Origin of the sequence: Pseudomonas sp. B14(2017), assembly GCF_002113255.1 — a bacterium.
Taxonomy (GTDB): Bacteria; Pseudomonadota; Gammaproteobacteria; order Pseudomonadales; family Pseudomonadaceae; genus Aquipseudomonas; species Aquipseudomonas putida_Z.
In genome coordinates this window covers 13,678-27,800 of sequence record NZ_NEJY01000018.1, presented here as the reverse complement: position 1 = coordinate 27,800, position 14,123 = coordinate 13,678, and the positions used below count along the sequence as shown (strand labels likewise).

Annotated in this window: 14 protein-coding genes; 4 read left to right on the top strand and 10 right to left on the bottom strand. The window is 64.5% G+C overall.

Annotation, left to right across the window (positions count from 1 at the left end; all coding sequences use genetic code 11):
- Positions 1-27 precede the first annotated feature (27 nt).
- The 3 genes from CAG34_RS18900 to CAG34_RS18890 form a co-directional block, all read right to left on the bottom strand.
- On the bottom strand, positions 28-795 hold the full coding sequence (locus CAG34_RS18900) for a uroporphyrinogen-III synthase (protein WP_085591767.1): 768 nt from the start codon (positions 793-795) through the stop codon (positions 28-30).
- Complete coding sequence (gene hemC / locus CAG34_RS18895; RefSeq protein WP_025337275.1) at positions 792-1,733, bottom strand: hydroxymethylbilane synthase; 942 nt, start codon at positions 1,731-1,733, stop codon at positions 792-794. The genes CAG34_RS18900 and hemC overlap by 4 nt, the downstream gene beginning before the upstream one ends.
- Positions 1,734-1,928: 195 nt before the next feature.
- Positions 1,929-2,672 (bottom strand): LytTR family DNA-binding domain-containing protein, encoded by a 744-nt coding sequence (locus CAG34_RS18890; protein ID WP_015268539.1) that lies wholly within the window; start codon positions 2,670-2,672, stop codon positions 1,929-1,931.
- A gap of 297 nt (positions 2,673-2,969) precedes the next feature.
- On the opposite strand from CAG34_RS18890, the gene argH reads away from it, so the two are divergent.
- Positions 2,970-4,364: an argininosuccinate lyase gene (gene argH, locus CAG34_RS18885; RefSeq protein ID WP_085591765.1), complete on the top strand. Its 1,395-nt coding sequence runs from the start codon at positions 2,970-2,972 to the stop codon at positions 4,362-4,364.
- Positions 4,365-4,480: 116 nt separating this feature from the next.
- On the opposite strand, the gene CAG34_RS18880 is transcribed toward argH, so the two are convergent.
- Entirely contained in the window at positions 4,481-5,143 is a 663-nt protein-coding gene (locus CAG34_RS18880) for a glutathione S-transferase (protein WP_025337273.1), read from the bottom strand.
- A 147-nt stretch (positions 5,144-5,290) separates the two neighbouring features.
- Between CAG34_RS18880 and CAG34_RS18875 the strand changes: the two genes are divergently transcribed.
- Positions 5,291-5,593 (top strand): hypothetical protein, encoded by a 303-nt coding sequence (locus CAG34_RS18875; protein WP_085591763.1) that lies wholly within the window; start codon positions 5,291-5,293, stop codon positions 5,591-5,593.
- 70 nt (positions 5,594-5,663) lie between these two features.
- Positions 5,664-5,909 carry a TIGR02647 family protein gene (locus CAG34_RS18870; protein ID WP_015268535.1) on the top strand — a complete coding sequence of 82 codons (246 nt, stop codon included), beginning with the start codon at positions 5,664-5,666 and terminating at the stop codon, positions 5,907-5,909.
- Between the two features lie 133 nt (positions 5,910-6,042).
- On the opposite strand, the gene CAG34_RS18865 is transcribed toward CAG34_RS18870, so the two are convergent.
- Positions 6,043-7,986 carry an FTR1 family protein gene (locus CAG34_RS18865; RefSeq protein ID WP_085591761.1) on the bottom strand — a complete coding sequence of 648 codons (1,944 nt, stop codon included), beginning with the start codon at positions 7,984-7,986 and terminating at the stop codon, positions 6,043-6,045.
- A 289-nt stretch (positions 7,987-8,275) separates the two neighbouring features.
- On the opposite strand from CAG34_RS18865, the gene CAG34_RS18860 reads away from it, so the two are divergent.
- Positions 8,276-8,731, top strand: coding sequence for a transposase (locus tag CAG34_RS18860; protein WP_085591759.1), 456 nt, complete (start codon positions 8,276-8,278; stop codon positions 8,729-8,731).
- A 310-nt stretch (positions 8,732-9,041) separates the two neighbouring features.
- Here the strand turns inward: CAG34_RS18860 and CAG34_RS18855 are convergent, their stop codons facing one another.
- From CAG34_RS18855 to CAG34_RS18835, 5 genes are read right to left on the bottom strand one after another with little or no spacing between them, the layout of a single operon-like run.
- Positions 9,042-10,460: an efflux transporter outer membrane subunit gene (locus CAG34_RS18855; RefSeq protein WP_085591756.1), complete on the bottom strand. Its 1,419-nt coding sequence runs from the start codon at positions 10,458-10,460 to the stop codon at positions 9,042-9,044.
- On the bottom strand, positions 10,457-11,332 hold the full coding sequence (locus CAG34_RS18850; RefSeq protein ID WP_010951565.1) for an HlyD family secretion protein: 876 nt from the start codon (positions 11,330-11,332) through the stop codon (positions 10,457-10,459). Before CAG34_RS18850 ends, CAG34_RS18855 begins: the two co-directional genes overlap by 4 nt.
- On the bottom strand, positions 11,329-11,541 hold the full coding sequence (locus tag CAG34_RS18845; protein ID WP_003255905.1) for a DUF1656 domain-containing protein: 213 nt from the start codon (positions 11,539-11,541) through the stop codon (positions 11,329-11,331). The genes CAG34_RS18850 and CAG34_RS18845 overlap by 4 nt, the downstream gene beginning before the upstream one ends.
- Entirely contained in the window at positions 11,538-13,625 is a 2,088-nt protein-coding gene (locus CAG34_RS18840; RefSeq protein WP_085591754.1) for an FUSC family protein, read from the bottom strand. Before CAG34_RS18840 ends, CAG34_RS18845 begins: the two co-directional genes overlap by 4 nt.
- The gene (locus tag CAG34_RS18835) at positions 13,622-14,074 is read right to left on the bottom strand and encodes a MarR family winged helix-turn-helix transcriptional regulator (protein WP_025337266.1); all 453 of its coding nucleotides are present in this window, start codon (positions 14,072-14,074) and stop codon (positions 13,622-13,624) included. Before CAG34_RS18835 ends, CAG34_RS18840 begins: the two co-directional genes overlap by 4 nt.
- Positions 14,075-14,123 lie beyond the last annotated feature (49 nt).

Genomic DNA, 14,123 nt, shown 5'->3' with positions numbered 1-14,123 from the left:
GGGGCGCATCGCGTTCAGCTTAGCGCCTTAAGAGGCAGGTGCAGCGCTGCGCTGCACGGCTGCCAGCAAGGCCGTGGCACTGGCGCCACGGCAATCCACAACCTGTTGGGCCCCGGCGGCCCTGGCCTGATCGGCAACCCGAGGGCTGGGCACGAACAGCGGCAGACGCGCCAGCTGCGGCCAATCGGCGCCGGCCATCTGCTGCAAGTGTTCAAAACCCTGCCCACTGCTGACCACCAGGCCATTGAGGCGTTCCGCTTCGATGCGGCGCATCAGGGTGCCTGCCGGGTAAGCCGGCAGGCAGCGACGATACAGTTCCAGATAATCGACACTAGCACCTTGCTCTGCAAGACGCTCTGCCAGCAGTTCGCGACCTCCGACGCCACGAACGATCAAGATCCGCGGTGCCGGCACGGCAACTGCCTGGCGCAGGGCCGGCAGCGCCAGCAACGCTTCGCTGTCATCGCCACGTGGGGGGAAGCTCACCGCCAGGCCCGCACCCTGCAGCACGGCGGCGGTTGCCTCGCCCACAGTGAACCAGCCTTGCACGGGTGGCTGCAGGCCGGCATCGGCCAGTTGCTCAAGCAACAAGCGGGCTGCCGGCTTGCTGACCACGATGATCGCCTGGAAGCCCTGCAGGCCTTCCAGCAACAGGCGTTGCTGGTTATCCACAGCGACGGGCTCGATTGCCAGCAGCGGCAGGCAGCTGCTGGCTATCCCCGCCGCTGCCAGGCTTTGCGCCAGTGCCGCACAGTCCTCGGCAGGCCGGGTCAGCAACAGGCGCCACGAACTCACGGGTGGCCGGCCTCGCCGTAGACTTCCTTGAGGATGGCCTCGGCGCCCTGCCCCAGCAGGTCCTCGGCCACCTGCACGCCCAGGGTTTCGGCGGCAGTACGTGGGGCGCGGGCATCGGCCACCAGCAGGGTACCGCCGCTGGGCTGGCCGACCAGGCCACGCAGCCACAGCTGGTCACCTTCCAGCACCGCATAGCAGGCAATCGGTACCTGGCAGCCACCATTCAGGCGTTTGTTCAGGGCGCGTTCGGCCACAACCCGGTCGGCGGTATCGGCATGGTGCAGCGGCGCCAGCAGCGCGTGGATTTGCTGGTCGGCGCTGCGGCATTCGATGCCCACCGCGCCCTGGCCGCCAGCCGGCAGGCTGTCATCGACGCTGATGGTGGAGGTGATGCGGTCTTCGAAGCCCAGGCGGATCAAGCCGGCGGCGGCGAGGATGATGGCGTCGTACTCACCGGCATCCAGCTTGGCCAGGCGGGTGTTGACGTTGCCGCGCAGGAAGCGGATTTGCAGGTCCGGGCGACGCGCCAGCAACTGGGCCTGGCGACGCAGGCTGGAGGTACCGACGATGCTGCCGGCAGGCAGCGCATCAAGGCTGTCAAACGTATTGGAAACAAAGGCATCACGCGGGTCTTCGCGCTCGCAGATGCAATACAGGCCCAGGCCTTCGGGGAAGTCCATGGGCACGTCCTTCATCGAATGCACGGCGATGTCGGCTTCGTTGTCCAGCAGGGCGGTTTCCAGTTCCTTGACGAACAGGCCCTTGCCACCAATCTTTGCCAGCGGCGCGTCGAGCAGCTTGTCGCCACGGCTGACCATGGGCACCAAGGTCACCAGCAGACCGGGGTGGGCCTGCTCGAGGCGGGCTTTGACGTATTCGGCCTGCCACAGGGCCAAGGCACTTTTACGAGTGGCAATGCGGATTTCGCGAGTGGACATGGAACGCCCCGATCCAGAGAAATGCTGTCGATGATAACAGCATCGCCGGTATCGCTAGCAGATGTGGATCAGGATCCTGTGCTTACCTGTACCGCCCAATCGCCGGCAAGCCAGCTCCCACAGAAGCCCTGCAAGGCTCAAGGCTGACGCTATACCTGTGGGAGCTGGCTTGCCGGCGATTGGGCCGGTACAGGCTCAGAGGGTTTGCATCATCTTGCGCACACCGGCCACATGGCGCCGGCTGACGGTCAGGGCGTCACCGTCCAGGCCTTTCAGGTATAGCTGGAAATGCCCCAGCGGCGTGCGCTGCAGGCGTTCGATCCGCTCACGGGCGACCAGCGCATTGCGGTGGATACGCACGAAACGTTCGCCAAACTCGTCTTCCAGGGCCTTGAGGGGCTCGTCGAGCAGTACTTCCCCGGCCTCGTGGCGCAAGGTCACGTACTTGTGATCGGCAATGAAATAGATCACCTGGGGCAAAGGGATCAGTTCGATGCCTTTGCGCGTGCGGGCACTGATGTGGCTACGCGGGCCTCCGCCTTCATTGGCCGGCCTGGTGAGCGCCGCCAATTGGGCGCGGTTGGGCTTTTCAGCCTTGCGCAAGGCATCGCGCAAGGCCTGGGCCTGGAAAGGTTTGGTCACATGGCTGAGGGTACTGTCCTTGAAAGCCTCGGCACCGTATTCATCGTCCCCGGTGCAAAACACCACCGCCGGCGGCGCCTCGCGCTCGCACAGGCGAGCAGCAACCTGCAGGCCGTCCAGGCCTGGCATGCCGATGTCCAGCAGGACCACATCGGGCTTGAGGCTTTCGATCAGCGCCAAGGCCTCCTCGCCGTTGGTGGCGCTAGGCTCCAGCACGGTGTAACCCTCCAGTTCGCCGAGCAGCCGGCTAAGGCGCTCACGGCCTTGGGGTTCGTCATCAACGATCAGGACATTCATAATTGCGCTGGATTCCTGAATGAGTCTCGCACAGGTATAGCGTAGACAGGTATGGTTCGAGCGACACTAAGGTCACGCTCTAGACCGGTGCGATGGCCAAAGATTCACTCGGCCGGCAGATTCACTGCCAGTCCTCTGTCCAACTGTAGACGGTCCGTGGAACACTGCCGTTCATTCCTGCAAATCCTTCTCTATCGTTTTCCGCGCATTTCTCTCGACCAGCGCCCTGCGGCGGCCAGCCTAAACCCTGCTATCATCGGCGCCACTTTTTCGTTCACGCCTGCAATGAGTGAATCCATGAGCACCGACAAGACCAATCAGTCCTGGGGCGGCCGCTTCAGTGAGCCCGTCGACGCCTTCGTCGCCCGTTTCACCGCCTCGGTCGATTTCGACAAGCGCCTGTACCGCCACGACATCATGGGTTCGATCGCCCATGCCACCATGCTGGCGCAGGTCGGCGTGCTCAGCGATGCCGAGCGCGACACCATCATCGATGGCCTGAAGACCATCCAGGGCGAGATCGAGGCTGGCACCTTCGACTGGCGTGTCGACCTCGAAGACGTGCACATGAACATCGAGGCACGCCTGACCGACCGTATCGGCATCACCGGCAAGAAGCTGCACACCGGCCGTAGCCGCAACGACCAGGTGGCCACCGACATTCGCCTATGGCTGCGCGACGAAATCGACCTGATCCTGGCCGAAATCACCCGCCTGCAGCAGGGCCTGCTGGAGCAGGCCGAGCGTGAAGCCGAGACCATCATGCCCGGCTTCACCCACCTGCAGACGGCCCAGCCGGTCACCTTCGGCCACCACCTGCTGGCCTGGTTCGAAATGCTCAGCCGCGACTACGAGCGCCTGGTCGACTGCCGCAAGCGTGCCAACCGCATGCCCCTGGGCAGCGCCGCGCTGGCAGGCACCACCTACCCGATCGACCGTGAACTCACCTGCAAGCTGCTGGGCTTCGAAGCCGTGGCCGGCAACTCGCTGGACTGCGTGTCGGACCGCGACTTCGCCATCGAATTCTGCGCCGCCGCCAGCGTGGCGATGATGCACCTGTCGCGCTTCTCCGAAGAGCTGGTGCTGTGGACCAGCGCGCAGTTCCAGTTCATCGACCTGCCAGACCGCTTCTGCACCGGCAGCTCCATCATGCCGCAGAAAAAGAACCCGGACGTGCCGGAACTGGTACGTGGCAAGAGCGGCCGTGTGTTCGGCGCCCTGACCGGCCTGCTGACCCTGATGAAAGGCCAGCCGCTGGCCTACAACAAGGACAACCAGGAAGACAAGGAGCCGCTGTTCGACGCCGCCGACACCCTGCGCGACTCGCTGCGTGCCTTTGCCGACATGATCCCGGCAATCAAGCCCAAGCACGCCATCATGCGTGAAGCGGCCCTGCGCGGTTTCTCCACCGCCACCGACCTGGCCGACTACCTGGTACGCCGTGGCCTGCCGTTCCGTGACTGCCACGAGATCGTGGGTCACGCGGTGAAGTATGGCGTGGACACCGGCAAGGACCTGGCCGAAATGAGCCTGGACGAACTGCGCCAGTTCAGCGACCAGATCGAGCAGGACGTGTTTGCCGTGCTGACCCTGGAAGGCTCGGTGAATGCCCGTAACCACATTGGCGGTACCGCACCGGCGCAGGTGCGTGCGGCCGTCGCCCGCGGCAAGGCGCTGCTGGCTTCGCGTTAAGGCCCATTGCGAGGGCTTCGCCCTCGTTCGCGGGCACGCCCGCTCCCACAGGTATAGCGTGGCTGTAACTGTGGGAGCTGGCTTGCCGGCGATGGGCTGCGAAGCAGCCCCAGCTTTTAGCGCTTGCCGCTGCGAATCATCTCCATGAAGGCCGGCATCGCCGCCTCCTTGTCCGCCACGATCCGCGCCATGTGCGGGTTGTCGCCCATCAGCTGCAGCAACGCCTTGGCCTGCGGGAAGTCCGCCAGGAAGTCGATGTTCAGCACCTTCTTGCCCACCGCGCAGGCCAGGTCGACCGAGAAGCAGAACATCAGGTCTGCCAGGGTCAGTTGCTCACCCGCCACATAGGGTGCGAAGCGGCCGTTGCGCTTGAGCGTAGCAAAACCGGCCAGCAGGTCGGCACGGGCTTTTTCCTTTATCAGCGGCTCGACCTGCATACCAAAGAAAGATTCGGCATAGCAGGTACGCGCCGGCAGTTCGATGTACAGCTCGATTTCCTTGAGCAGCTCACGCACCTTGGCTTGCCCGAACGGGTCAGCCGGCAGCAGCGCCTTGCCGCCCTGGGTCTGCTCGATATAGTCGAGGATCACACTGGTTTCGCTGAGGAAGCCGTGTTCGGTCTGCAGCACCGGCACCTTGCCTCGCGGGCTCACTTCCAGCGCCTGTGGCGCCTGGCCGCCATAGAAGGTGACTTCCTCGAAGGGCAGGCCTTTTTCCAGCAGGGCCAGCTTGACCATGTTGTAGTAGTTGCTGACCGAGAATCCATGAAGCTTGAGCATGAGGTAACAGCCTCCAGGCCGTAAGGGGTTGGCCCGGCTTTTATAGACCGTACGCCCGCTCCTGACCAGCGTCATGCGCCCCGTCAATGCCCGGGCATTGCCGCCACAGGCGTGGCACACTGTGCATCCCATCACAGGAGTACCGCCATGAGCGAGCCCACCGACATCGACAATGACGACGACGAAGCCTTCGCCGAGGCAACGCTGACCCAGGCCATCGAGAACCAGATCGAAAGCGGCGACCCGGCGGCGGCGAAAGCCACGTTCAACAAACTGACCCTGGTCGGTTACGAGCGCGAAGACATTCTCAACCTGATGGCCCATGTACTGGCCTTCGAAATTGACAACATGCTGGTGGAAGACCGCGAGTTCGACCGCGAGTGGTACGAGAATGCCCTGCGCGCGCTGCCGGAACTGCCGCCTGAGATGGATCAAGGCGAGGACGAATAACCCGGCTACACTCGAAGATCAGGCACCGTAGAACGGTGCCGTCATCCTTGTCTGGAAGTCAGGAGTCGCCATGCCTTTTACCCCCGATCTGATCGCTGAACTGGAAGTCCTTTCGCTGTTCAAGCACGACAGCAGCCAGGAAGGCATCAAGATTCACAAGAACGCTTCCCCCGCCCTGGTAGCCGCCGCGCAACGCCTGCATGAAAAGGGGCTGACCGATCAACCTGATGGCGGCTACCTGACCAGCCTGGGTCATGACGCTGTCGAAAGTGTCCAGTTGCTGCAGAACATTCTCAAGGCGCCACAGCCGGCCTGAACTGATAATGCCAGGGGCTGCCTTGCAGCCCATCGCCGGCAAGCCGGCTCCCACAGGTACTGCAAATGGCTTGAAGCCGATGCGGTCGGGGTGGGAGCTGGCTTGCCGGCGATGGGTCGCAGCGCGGCCCCAATCAGTTGGCCGCTGCCCTGCGCCTTTCCGCCAGGCGCGAGCGCCCGTACAGGAACACGATCGCCAGCAAGGCCAGCGCCTGCGCCGAAAGCGAGTAGGCGTCAGCGTGAATCCCCAGCCAGTCGAACTCGAAGAACGCCACCGGCCGTGTTCCAAGTACCCCGGCCTCTTGCAACGCCTTCACGCCATGCCCCGCGAACACCACCGACAAGGCACATAGCAGCGCGGCGTTGATGCTGAAGAACAGCGACAGCGGCAGCTTGGCCGAGCCACGCAGGATCACCCAGGCCAACCCCACCAGCAGCACCAGCGCCGTGGCACCACCCGCCAGCACCGCCTGGTGCCCGGCTGGGCCGGCCTGCAGCCACAGGGTTTCGTAGAACAGGATCACTTCGAACAGTTCGCGGTAAACCGAGAAGAACGCCAGCACGGCAAAACCGAAACGTCCACCACCACTGACCAGGCTGCTCTTGATGTAGTCCTGCCAGGCGGCGGCATGGCGGCGGTCGTGCATCCACACGCCAAGCCACAGCACCATCACCGCGGCGAAAAGCGCCGTGCAGCCTTCCAGCAGTTCGCGCTGGGCGCCACCGACGTCGATCACGTAGGCTGCCAGCGCCCAGGTTGCGAAACCAGCCACCAACGCCAGGCCCCAGCCGATGTTGACGCTGCGCACCGCCGACTGCTGGCCGGTATTGCGCAGGAAGGCCAGGATCGCCGCCAGCACCAGAATCGCCTCCAGGCCTTCGCGCAGCAGGATCAGCAAGCCGGATACAAAGCTCAGCGACCAGCTCAGGCCATCGCTGCCCAGCAGCTTGGAAGCCTGCTCCAGCTTGGCCTTGGCTTCGCTCAGGCGTTGCTCGGCCTGGGCCACGGGCAAGCCGTCCTGCAGCGACTGACGGTAGGCCATCAGCGATTTTTCGGTGTCCTTGCGCGCCTGGGTGTCGATGTTGTCCAGCGAGCTTTCCACCAGCTCGAAGCCTTCCAGGTAGGCCGCCACTGACAGGTCATAGGCCTGGTCGTGATCACCTGCGCGGTAGGCCGCCAGGCTCTTGTCCAAGGTGCTCGCGGTGTATTCGAGCAATTGCGCAGGGCCACGCTTGACCTGCGGCGGCTGGGCGCGCTGGGCGCGGAACGCCTCCACGGCCGTGGCACCTTCGCTGGCGGCGACTTCGGCCGGGGTCTGGCGGGCCAGGTCGGCGATGTTCCAAGTCTTGTCGCCTTTTCCGGCTTCTGGCTTGGCGGTGAAGCTGGCGATGTAGGCAGCCACATCCCAACGCTGGCGGTCGTCCAGCTGGTCGGCAAACGAAGGCATCTCGGTGCCATCGATGCCCAGGGCCAGGGTGTTGTAGAGGTCGAACAGGCTCAACTGGTCGAGGCGCGAAACATCGCGCAGGTTGGCGGGTGCAGGCTCCAGGCCCACGCCGGCCGGGCCGTCGCCAGCGCCAGTGTCGCCGTGGCAGATCGAGCAGTTTTGCGCATACAGCGAAGCGCCGCGGGCTGGGTCCGGGGTAATCACTGGAGCCTGGCTGACCTCGTAGGCCACCGCCAGGCGTGCGCCCAGCTGGCGGGCCTGCCTGGCAACAGCCGGGCCGTCCTGGCGCTGGTCGATGGCCTGGCGCAGCGCCTGGACGCCCTGCTCCAGGGCTGCTTGTTCAGCATGCGCAGGCAGGCCTTTGACCAGGTCGGCCAATACCGCGCTGAACTCCTGCTGCTCGCGGTATTCACCATCGTCGATCACCTTGCCGCCTTGCACGGTGGGCGGGTAGTCGGCGCCAATATAGTCCAGCAGGTGCAGGGCCTTGGTGGCCTCGGCGGGGGCTTCGGCCAACGCCAAGGTGCTGCACAGCGCCAGCACCGGGCCGAGCAATATAACCGGCAGCCAGGCAAGTAGACGGGAACGGGTTTTCATGGCCAGTCTCGAAGGGAATGCGAAAGAGAACATTGTTCACTCCCACTTTGCTTCACTCAAGGGTGCCGGGCGGATTTCATGAAAAATCTTGCTACAAATCAGATGAAGAGTGGGATGCGCTGAACCTGTGGGAGATTCTGTCTTGTGTTGCTTGCCCACAGGTATTGCACATGGCTTGAGGGAGATGCGGTCGAGGTGGGAGCTGGCTTGCCGGCGATAAAGGTTGCGCCGATGTCACTGGAAACACCGGGTACCAATTGATTGGTTATTCGCAGATCCATAGCCACTAGCCTGAGGAGCAAACCATCAGGAGACAGGGAACATGGATCGCCCCCACTCAGACCAGTTACGGCTTGGCCGTTTTTCGGAAACCAGTCGATTGTATCTGCTTACCAGCACAACCCTCGACCGGGCCCCAATATTCACTGACTTTCACTCGGCCCGCTTGCTGGTTGCCGAGTTGCGCCAGGCTGAAGAGGAAGGTGCCGTCAGATCGCTGGCCTGGGTGGTGATGCCAGATCATTTTCATTGGCTGGTCGAGCTTGGACCGGGCAGCCTGAAGCGCTTGATGCGCAGGGTGAAATCTCGCAGCACCATGATGATCAACAGGTATCAAGGGCGAAGCGGCCAGCTCTGGCAGAAGGGATTTCATGACCGGGCATTGCGCCGGGAGGAGGATGTGCAGGCAATGGCGCGGTACATCGTCATGAATCCGAAGCGGGCAGGATTGGTCGCGAGGGTGAGGGATTATCCGCACTGGGATGCAATTTGGCTTTGATGGGGCTTTGCCTGTCAGGGCCCTATCGCCGGCAAGCCAGCTCCCACAGGGTACTCATCAGGCCTGTGGCAGGCGCTGACCTGCCTGGGCCTCATCGCCGGCAAGCCAGCTCCCACATGGTCCGCACCAACTTCGAGGCATGCACAAGCCAGCTTCCACATGGTCCGTACCAATTTCAAGGCATGCACAAGCCAGCTCCCACATGGTCCGGACCAACTTCAAGGCATGCACAAGCCGGCTATCACAGGTGAACCACAGGTCTCAAAGGCGGTGGAGTACCTGTGGGAGCTGGCTTGCCGGCGATTGGGCCTCAAGGCTTGGCGGTGTCCTTCCACCCCCCACCCAACGCCAGGAACACTCCAATCTGCCCCTGAGCCACTTGGCTATTGGCCGCTGCCAGCTGCGCGCGCATGTCGGTATAGGTACGCGTCGCCTGCAGGTCGGCCAGGAACGATTCACGCCCCGCCTGGTAATACCGGTGCGTCTGGTCCGCCGCTTCCTTGGCCGACTTCTCCGCCTCGGCCAGCGCGTCACGCCGGTCCAGCAGGGCGCTGTACTGCGCCAGGCGGGTCTGGGTCTCGCGAATGGCGTTCAGCACTACCCCATCAAAATTCGCCAGGGCTGCCTGGGTCGAGGCTTCGGCCATGCGAATGCGGGCGCGGGTGCCATTGGTGGGGATGGTCCAGCTGATCTGCGGGCCGAAGCCCCAGCGGTTGGTCGCCGGCTCGCCAAGGTTCTCGAGGATACCGATGGTGCCAACCTGGGCGCCGATGCTGATGTCGGGGTACAGGGCGCCGGTGGCCACGCCGATGTAGGCAGTGGCAGCGGCCAGCTGCCGTTCGGCCTGGCGCACGTCTGGACGGCGCTTGAGCAACGCCGCGCCATCGCCCACCGGGACCAGCTGGTTAAGGTGCGGCAGCTCGGCACAATCGGCAGTGCCGGCAGGCAGCTGGTCGACCGGTTTTGCCAACAAGGCAGCCAGGGTATAGATGCCCGTCTCGCGCTCCGCCTTGAAGCGTGGCAGTTCGGCGCGCAAGGATTTGAACTGGGTCTGCGAGCGGGTGACCTGGGTTTCGTCGCCACGCCCGGCATCACGCAGGCGCTGGTTGAGCTTCACGCTCTGCTCCTGCAGATCGAGCGACTCGCGGGCAATGTGGTATTCCTCGTTGGCCGAGCACACTTGGGTGTAGGCCTTGACCACATCCGCCACCAAGGTGATGCGGGCGGTATCGGCGGCGGCCTGCACTGCGTCGGCATTGGCCTTGGCCGCCTCGGTGCCACGCTTGAAAGTACCCCACAGGTCGAACTGGTACGAAGCACTGATGATGGCTTCGCCGATGTTGGCCACCGGCACTTTCTCTGGCAGCAGGAAGGCCTCGCCCGATTCCTGCAGGCGCTGGGCGCCAAGTTTGACGCCGCCGTTGAAGCCACCTTGCGACTCAGCCACTTCGACCTGGGCGCGCGCCTTGGCAATGTTGGCGGCAGCCACGCGCAGGTCGGTGTTGGCACTCAGGGCCTGGCGCACCAGCTCGTTCAGCCGTTGATCCTGATACAGCTGCCACCAGTCCTCAGGCACCGGTGCCGATACCACGCTGTCGGCATCCTGGCGCAGCGGGCCGTTGAGGTCGCTGCGTTGCACCGCCGCGTCCTTCGGCACCTCATAGTCGGGGCCGACCATCATGCAGGCCCCCAACGACAGGCACAGCCCCGCCAGGATCAGCTGTTTCATGGGCGCTGGCCCTCGATGATCGACACCGTGGCGGTTCGCCCGGCAATCATGCGGAAGTCTTGCGGCACTTCATCAAAGGCGATGCGCACCGGAATACGCTGGGCCAGGCGCACCCAGCTGAATGCGGGGTTGACGTTGGGCAACAGGTTGGCGCCACTGCTGCGGTCACGGTCTTCGATGCCGGCGGCGAAGCTTTGCACATGGCCACGCAGGCGGGTGTTGTCGCCCATGACGCGAATGTCCACGGCATCGCCGATGTGGATACCGCCAAGCTTGGTTTCCTCGAAGTAGCCATCGACGTGGTACGAGGCGCTGTCGACCACCGACAGCACCGGGCGGCCGGCGGTGACGAATTCGTGATTACGCGGTGCTCGGTCGTTCAGGTAACCGTCCACCGGGCTGCGCACCACCGAGCGGTCGAGGTTGAGCTGGGCGGTATCGACGGCCACCTGCGCTTCGCTGACGGCGGAACGGGCACGGGCCTCGCGGGACTGGCTTTCTTCCAGCTGTTCGGCGGCCACCAGGTTGCCCAGCTTGCGGTTGCGCTGCGCTTCGCGGGAGGCCTGGGCCAGGGTTTCCTGGCGCTCACCCAAGGTCGCCTTGGCCTGGCGCAGGGCCAGGGTGAAGCGGTCCTGGTCGATGGTAAACAGCACATCGCCGCGCTTGACGGTCTGGTTGTCACGCACCTCGACCTTCTGGATCAACCCGGACACGTCCGGGGCAATCTGGATCACGTCGGCGCGGATGTGGCCGTCGCGGGTCCAGGGGGCGAACATGTAGTACACCACCATCTGCCACACGAGCACGGCGGCGAAGGTCACTACCAGCAAGGTCAGGACCACACGGCCCAGGGTCAGCAAAGGTTTTTTCATGGCAGCATCAGGTTTCGGCAAAAGTGGTCCACCGCACCAAGCAGCACGGCATACAGAGCAACGTTGAACAACGCCCGGTGCCAGACCAGGCGGTAGAAATGCAGGCGCACCAGCACCGCGTGCACCCCGAGGAACAGCAGGTAGGTGCCAAACATCATCACCAGCAGCGTGGGCAGGAATACCCCGCTGATATCCAGTTCACCAATCACAGGGGCGCTCCGTCGAGGCCGGGGGGCAGTTGCGGTTGTTCGGCTGGCTCGAGCATCACCTCCACGCCCGGCAGCAGCGCCAGGCGCAGGCCGCTCAGCGCGTGCAGCAGGTGGGTACGGGCATCGCCGCGCTCGTACAGTTCATCCAGGTTCAGCGCCAGGCGCGCGCGCTCCATGTTGCGCAGCAGCGCGGCCGGGGCGTGCAGGCGCTCGCCGGCGCGCAGGCAGGCGGCGTAGTGCGCGCCGACTTCCTCGACTACCGTGTTCAGGCGCTCGCGAGCCTGCTGCCCGGCACGCGGCATATAGGCCAGCAGGTCGAGCAGGTTCAACCCCACGCGCAGGTCGCGCAGTGCCACGCCGCTGTCCTGCCCGGTTTGCGACAAGCGCGGCAGGTGCTGCATCAGGCGGTCGAGCATCTGCACACCGACCTGGCGGTGCTCGGCCAGGGTGGCCGGCTCGGTCATTTCGACGATGTCGCGCCAGGCGAAGCGGGTCATGCGCTTGGCTGCCAGCTCCACGCCGAACGGGCGCATCACCAGGGTCCAGATGAAGGCGAACAGCAGCCCCACGGGGCCGGCCAGGTTGGAATTGAGGAAGGTGAAGAAGTCAGCGTCGTAGGCACCCTGGATGCTGATGAAGGTCGAGGTGTTGACGATGGTCAGCAAGGTACCCAGGTAGAAGCGCGGCTGCACGGTCAGGGTGCCAACGCAGATGAATGGCACGGCGAAGGCCAGCACCAGCATCGGGAAGTCGTGCAGGTTGGGCAGCACCAGGAACAGGTACAGGCTGGAGAAGATGACCGACATCAGCGTCCAGAAGAAGAACCTGTAGATCTGCGGCGCCGGGTCGTCCATGGCGGCGAAGAAGCTGCACGACACGGCGGCGAGGATCACTGCGCTGGCGCCGTCGTTCCAGCCCAGGCCAATCCACAGGCCGCAGGCGACAACGATCGCCAGCACGGTTGAGGCCACCGAATACAGCATCAGGCCACGGTCGAAGAACGCCGTCAGGCGGCCCAGCCGCCAGTGGCGGTACACCGCGCGCCAGGGTTTGGAATCGTCGCTGCGCAGGGCATGTTGCAGGCTGCAGCAGTCCTGCCACAGGTCGGCCCATTCGGTCAGGCGATACAGGGCGTTGGACAGTAGCAGTTCGGCGCGCTGGTCGAGGGCCGCGGCGCCGGGCTGCAGGCGTTCGATCTGTTCGTGCAGGGTGGTCCAGCGGGCGACGGAGGCGCTGTCGACGGTGCCCTTGAGCCATTCGCGGGCGGCATCGAGCAACGGTTGCAACTGGGCGAACTGTGCCGGGGCGCGGCCTTCGAGGGCGACCAGGGCGTCGTCGAGGGCATCGATCACGGGCAGCAGGTGGATCATGCGCCCGCGCAACTCGCGGGCATTCTTCAGGGTGTGCGGACCAGCGCCTTCATGGCCGAGCTGGCCGATCATCAGCTCCAGCGAGTTGAAGGTGGCGACCATCGCCCCGCGCATGCCGCCAACCTGGTCTGCGCTGGCCTGGCGGGCCAGGTAGGTGTCGCTGTAGCGGATCGCTTCGGCGAACCAGCTACCAGTGGCACCGACTACAACCGGCGCCAGCCGGCGTGGCCAGAAGATCGCCCCGACCACCGCCGCGCAGACGATCCCCAGGCAGATTTCCTGGGCGCGGGAAGACGCCACGTCGAACACAGCAAGCGGGTTGTCGACCACCGCCAGGGCAATCATCGGCAAGGTGTAGCCGGCCAGCATCAGCACGTAGTTGTTGGCGGTGCGCAGGTTCAGCGAAAGGAACAGCAAGGTGCCGGTCCACAGGGCGATGGCGATGCTCAGCAGCAACGGCGACTGCACCAGCGGTGGTACCAGGAAAATCGCCCCGCCGGCACCGAGCAGCGTGCCCACGGCACGGTACAGGGCCTTGGAGCTGGTGGGGCCAAGGAACGGGCTGGAGACGATGTACACCGTGGCCATGGCCCAATAGGGGCGCGGCAACTGCATGAGCAGGGCGATGTACAGGGCGATCATGGAGGCGGCAAAGGTACGCACGCCATAGAACCAGTCGCGGGCCGGGGGCACCGAGCTGAAGAAACCGTTCATGCTGCCCCGCCTGTGTTGCCCAGGCCGGCGGCTTCGAAGGCACGCAGCACGCGCAAGGCGGCTTCCAGGTCGGCCTGGTCGATGCCATGCAGCACCTCGCGGCGCAGGCGCACCAGTTCGGCTTCGATGGACTCGGCCAGGGTGCGGCCTTCGGCGGTCAGGCTCAGGGCCTTGGCGCGGCGGTCCAGTGGGTCTTCGCTGCGGCATACCAAGCCAGCCTTGCACAGCTGGTCGAGCAGGCGCACCAGCGACGGGCTTTCCAGGCCGGCGGCCTGGGCCACGGCCACCTGATGCACGCCGTCACCCAGGCGCACGATCATCAGCAACGGCGCGGCGCAGGCCTCGGAAATGCCGTAACCGGTCAGGGCGGTATGGCAGATGCGCCGCCAATGGCGGGCGGCAACCACCATGCCACTGCTGACTTGCAGGCGCAGGAGATCAAGGGACATGACAGGAACCAAGGATATTCATAGTTTGCTAACTATCAATATACGCCTG

What these genes read in the sequence shown, in the direction of transcription:
- hemC (WP_025337275.1), bottom strand. Translation starts at nt 1,733, where the DNA reads ATGTCCACTCGCGAAATCCGCATTGCCACTCGTAAAAGTGCCTTGGCC.
- CAG34_RS18890 (WP_015268539.1), bottom strand. Translation starts at nt 2,672, where the DNA reads ATGAATGTCCTGATCGTTGATGACGAACCCCAAGGCCGTGAGCGCCTT.
- argH (WP_085591765.1), top strand. Translation starts at nt 2,970, where the DNA reads ATGAGCACCGACAAGACCAATCAGTCCTGGGGCGGCCGCTTCAGTGAG.
- CAG34_RS18880 (WP_025337273.1), bottom strand. Translation starts at nt 5,143, where the DNA reads ATGCTCAAGCTTCATGGATTCTCGGTCAGCAACTACTACAACATGGTC.
- CAG34_RS18875 (WP_085591763.1), top strand. Translation starts at nt 5,291, where the DNA reads ATGAGCGAGCCCACCGACATCGACAATGACGACGACGAAGCCTTCGCC.
- CAG34_RS18870 (WP_015268535.1), top strand. Translation starts at nt 5,664, where the DNA reads ATGCCTTTTACCCCCGATCTGATCGCTGAACTGGAAGTCCTTTCGCTG.
- CAG34_RS18865 (WP_085591761.1), bottom strand. Translation starts at nt 7,986, where the DNA reads ATGTTCTCTTTCGCATTCCCTTCGAGACTGGCCATGAAAACCCGTTCC.
- CAG34_RS18860 (WP_085591759.1), top strand. Translation starts at nt 8,276, where the DNA reads ATGGATCGCCCCCACTCAGACCAGTTACGGCTTGGCCGTTTTTCGGAA.
- CAG34_RS18855 (WP_085591756.1), bottom strand. Translation starts at nt 10,460, where the DNA reads ATGAAACAGCTGATCCTGGCGGGGCTGTGCCTGTCGTTGGGGGCCTGC.
- CAG34_RS18850 (WP_010951565.1), bottom strand. Translation starts at nt 11,332, where the DNA reads ATGAAAAAACCTTTGCTGACCCTGGGCCGTGTGGTCCTGACCTTGCTG.
- CAG34_RS18840 (WP_085591754.1), bottom strand. Translation starts at nt 13,625, where the DNA reads ATGAACGGTTTCTTCAGCTCGGTGCCCCCGGCCCGCGACTGGTTCTAT.
- CAG34_RS18835 (WP_025337266.1), bottom strand. Translation starts at nt 14,074, where the DNA reads ATGTCCCTTGATCTCCTGCGCCTGCAAGTCAGCAGTGGCATGGTGGTT.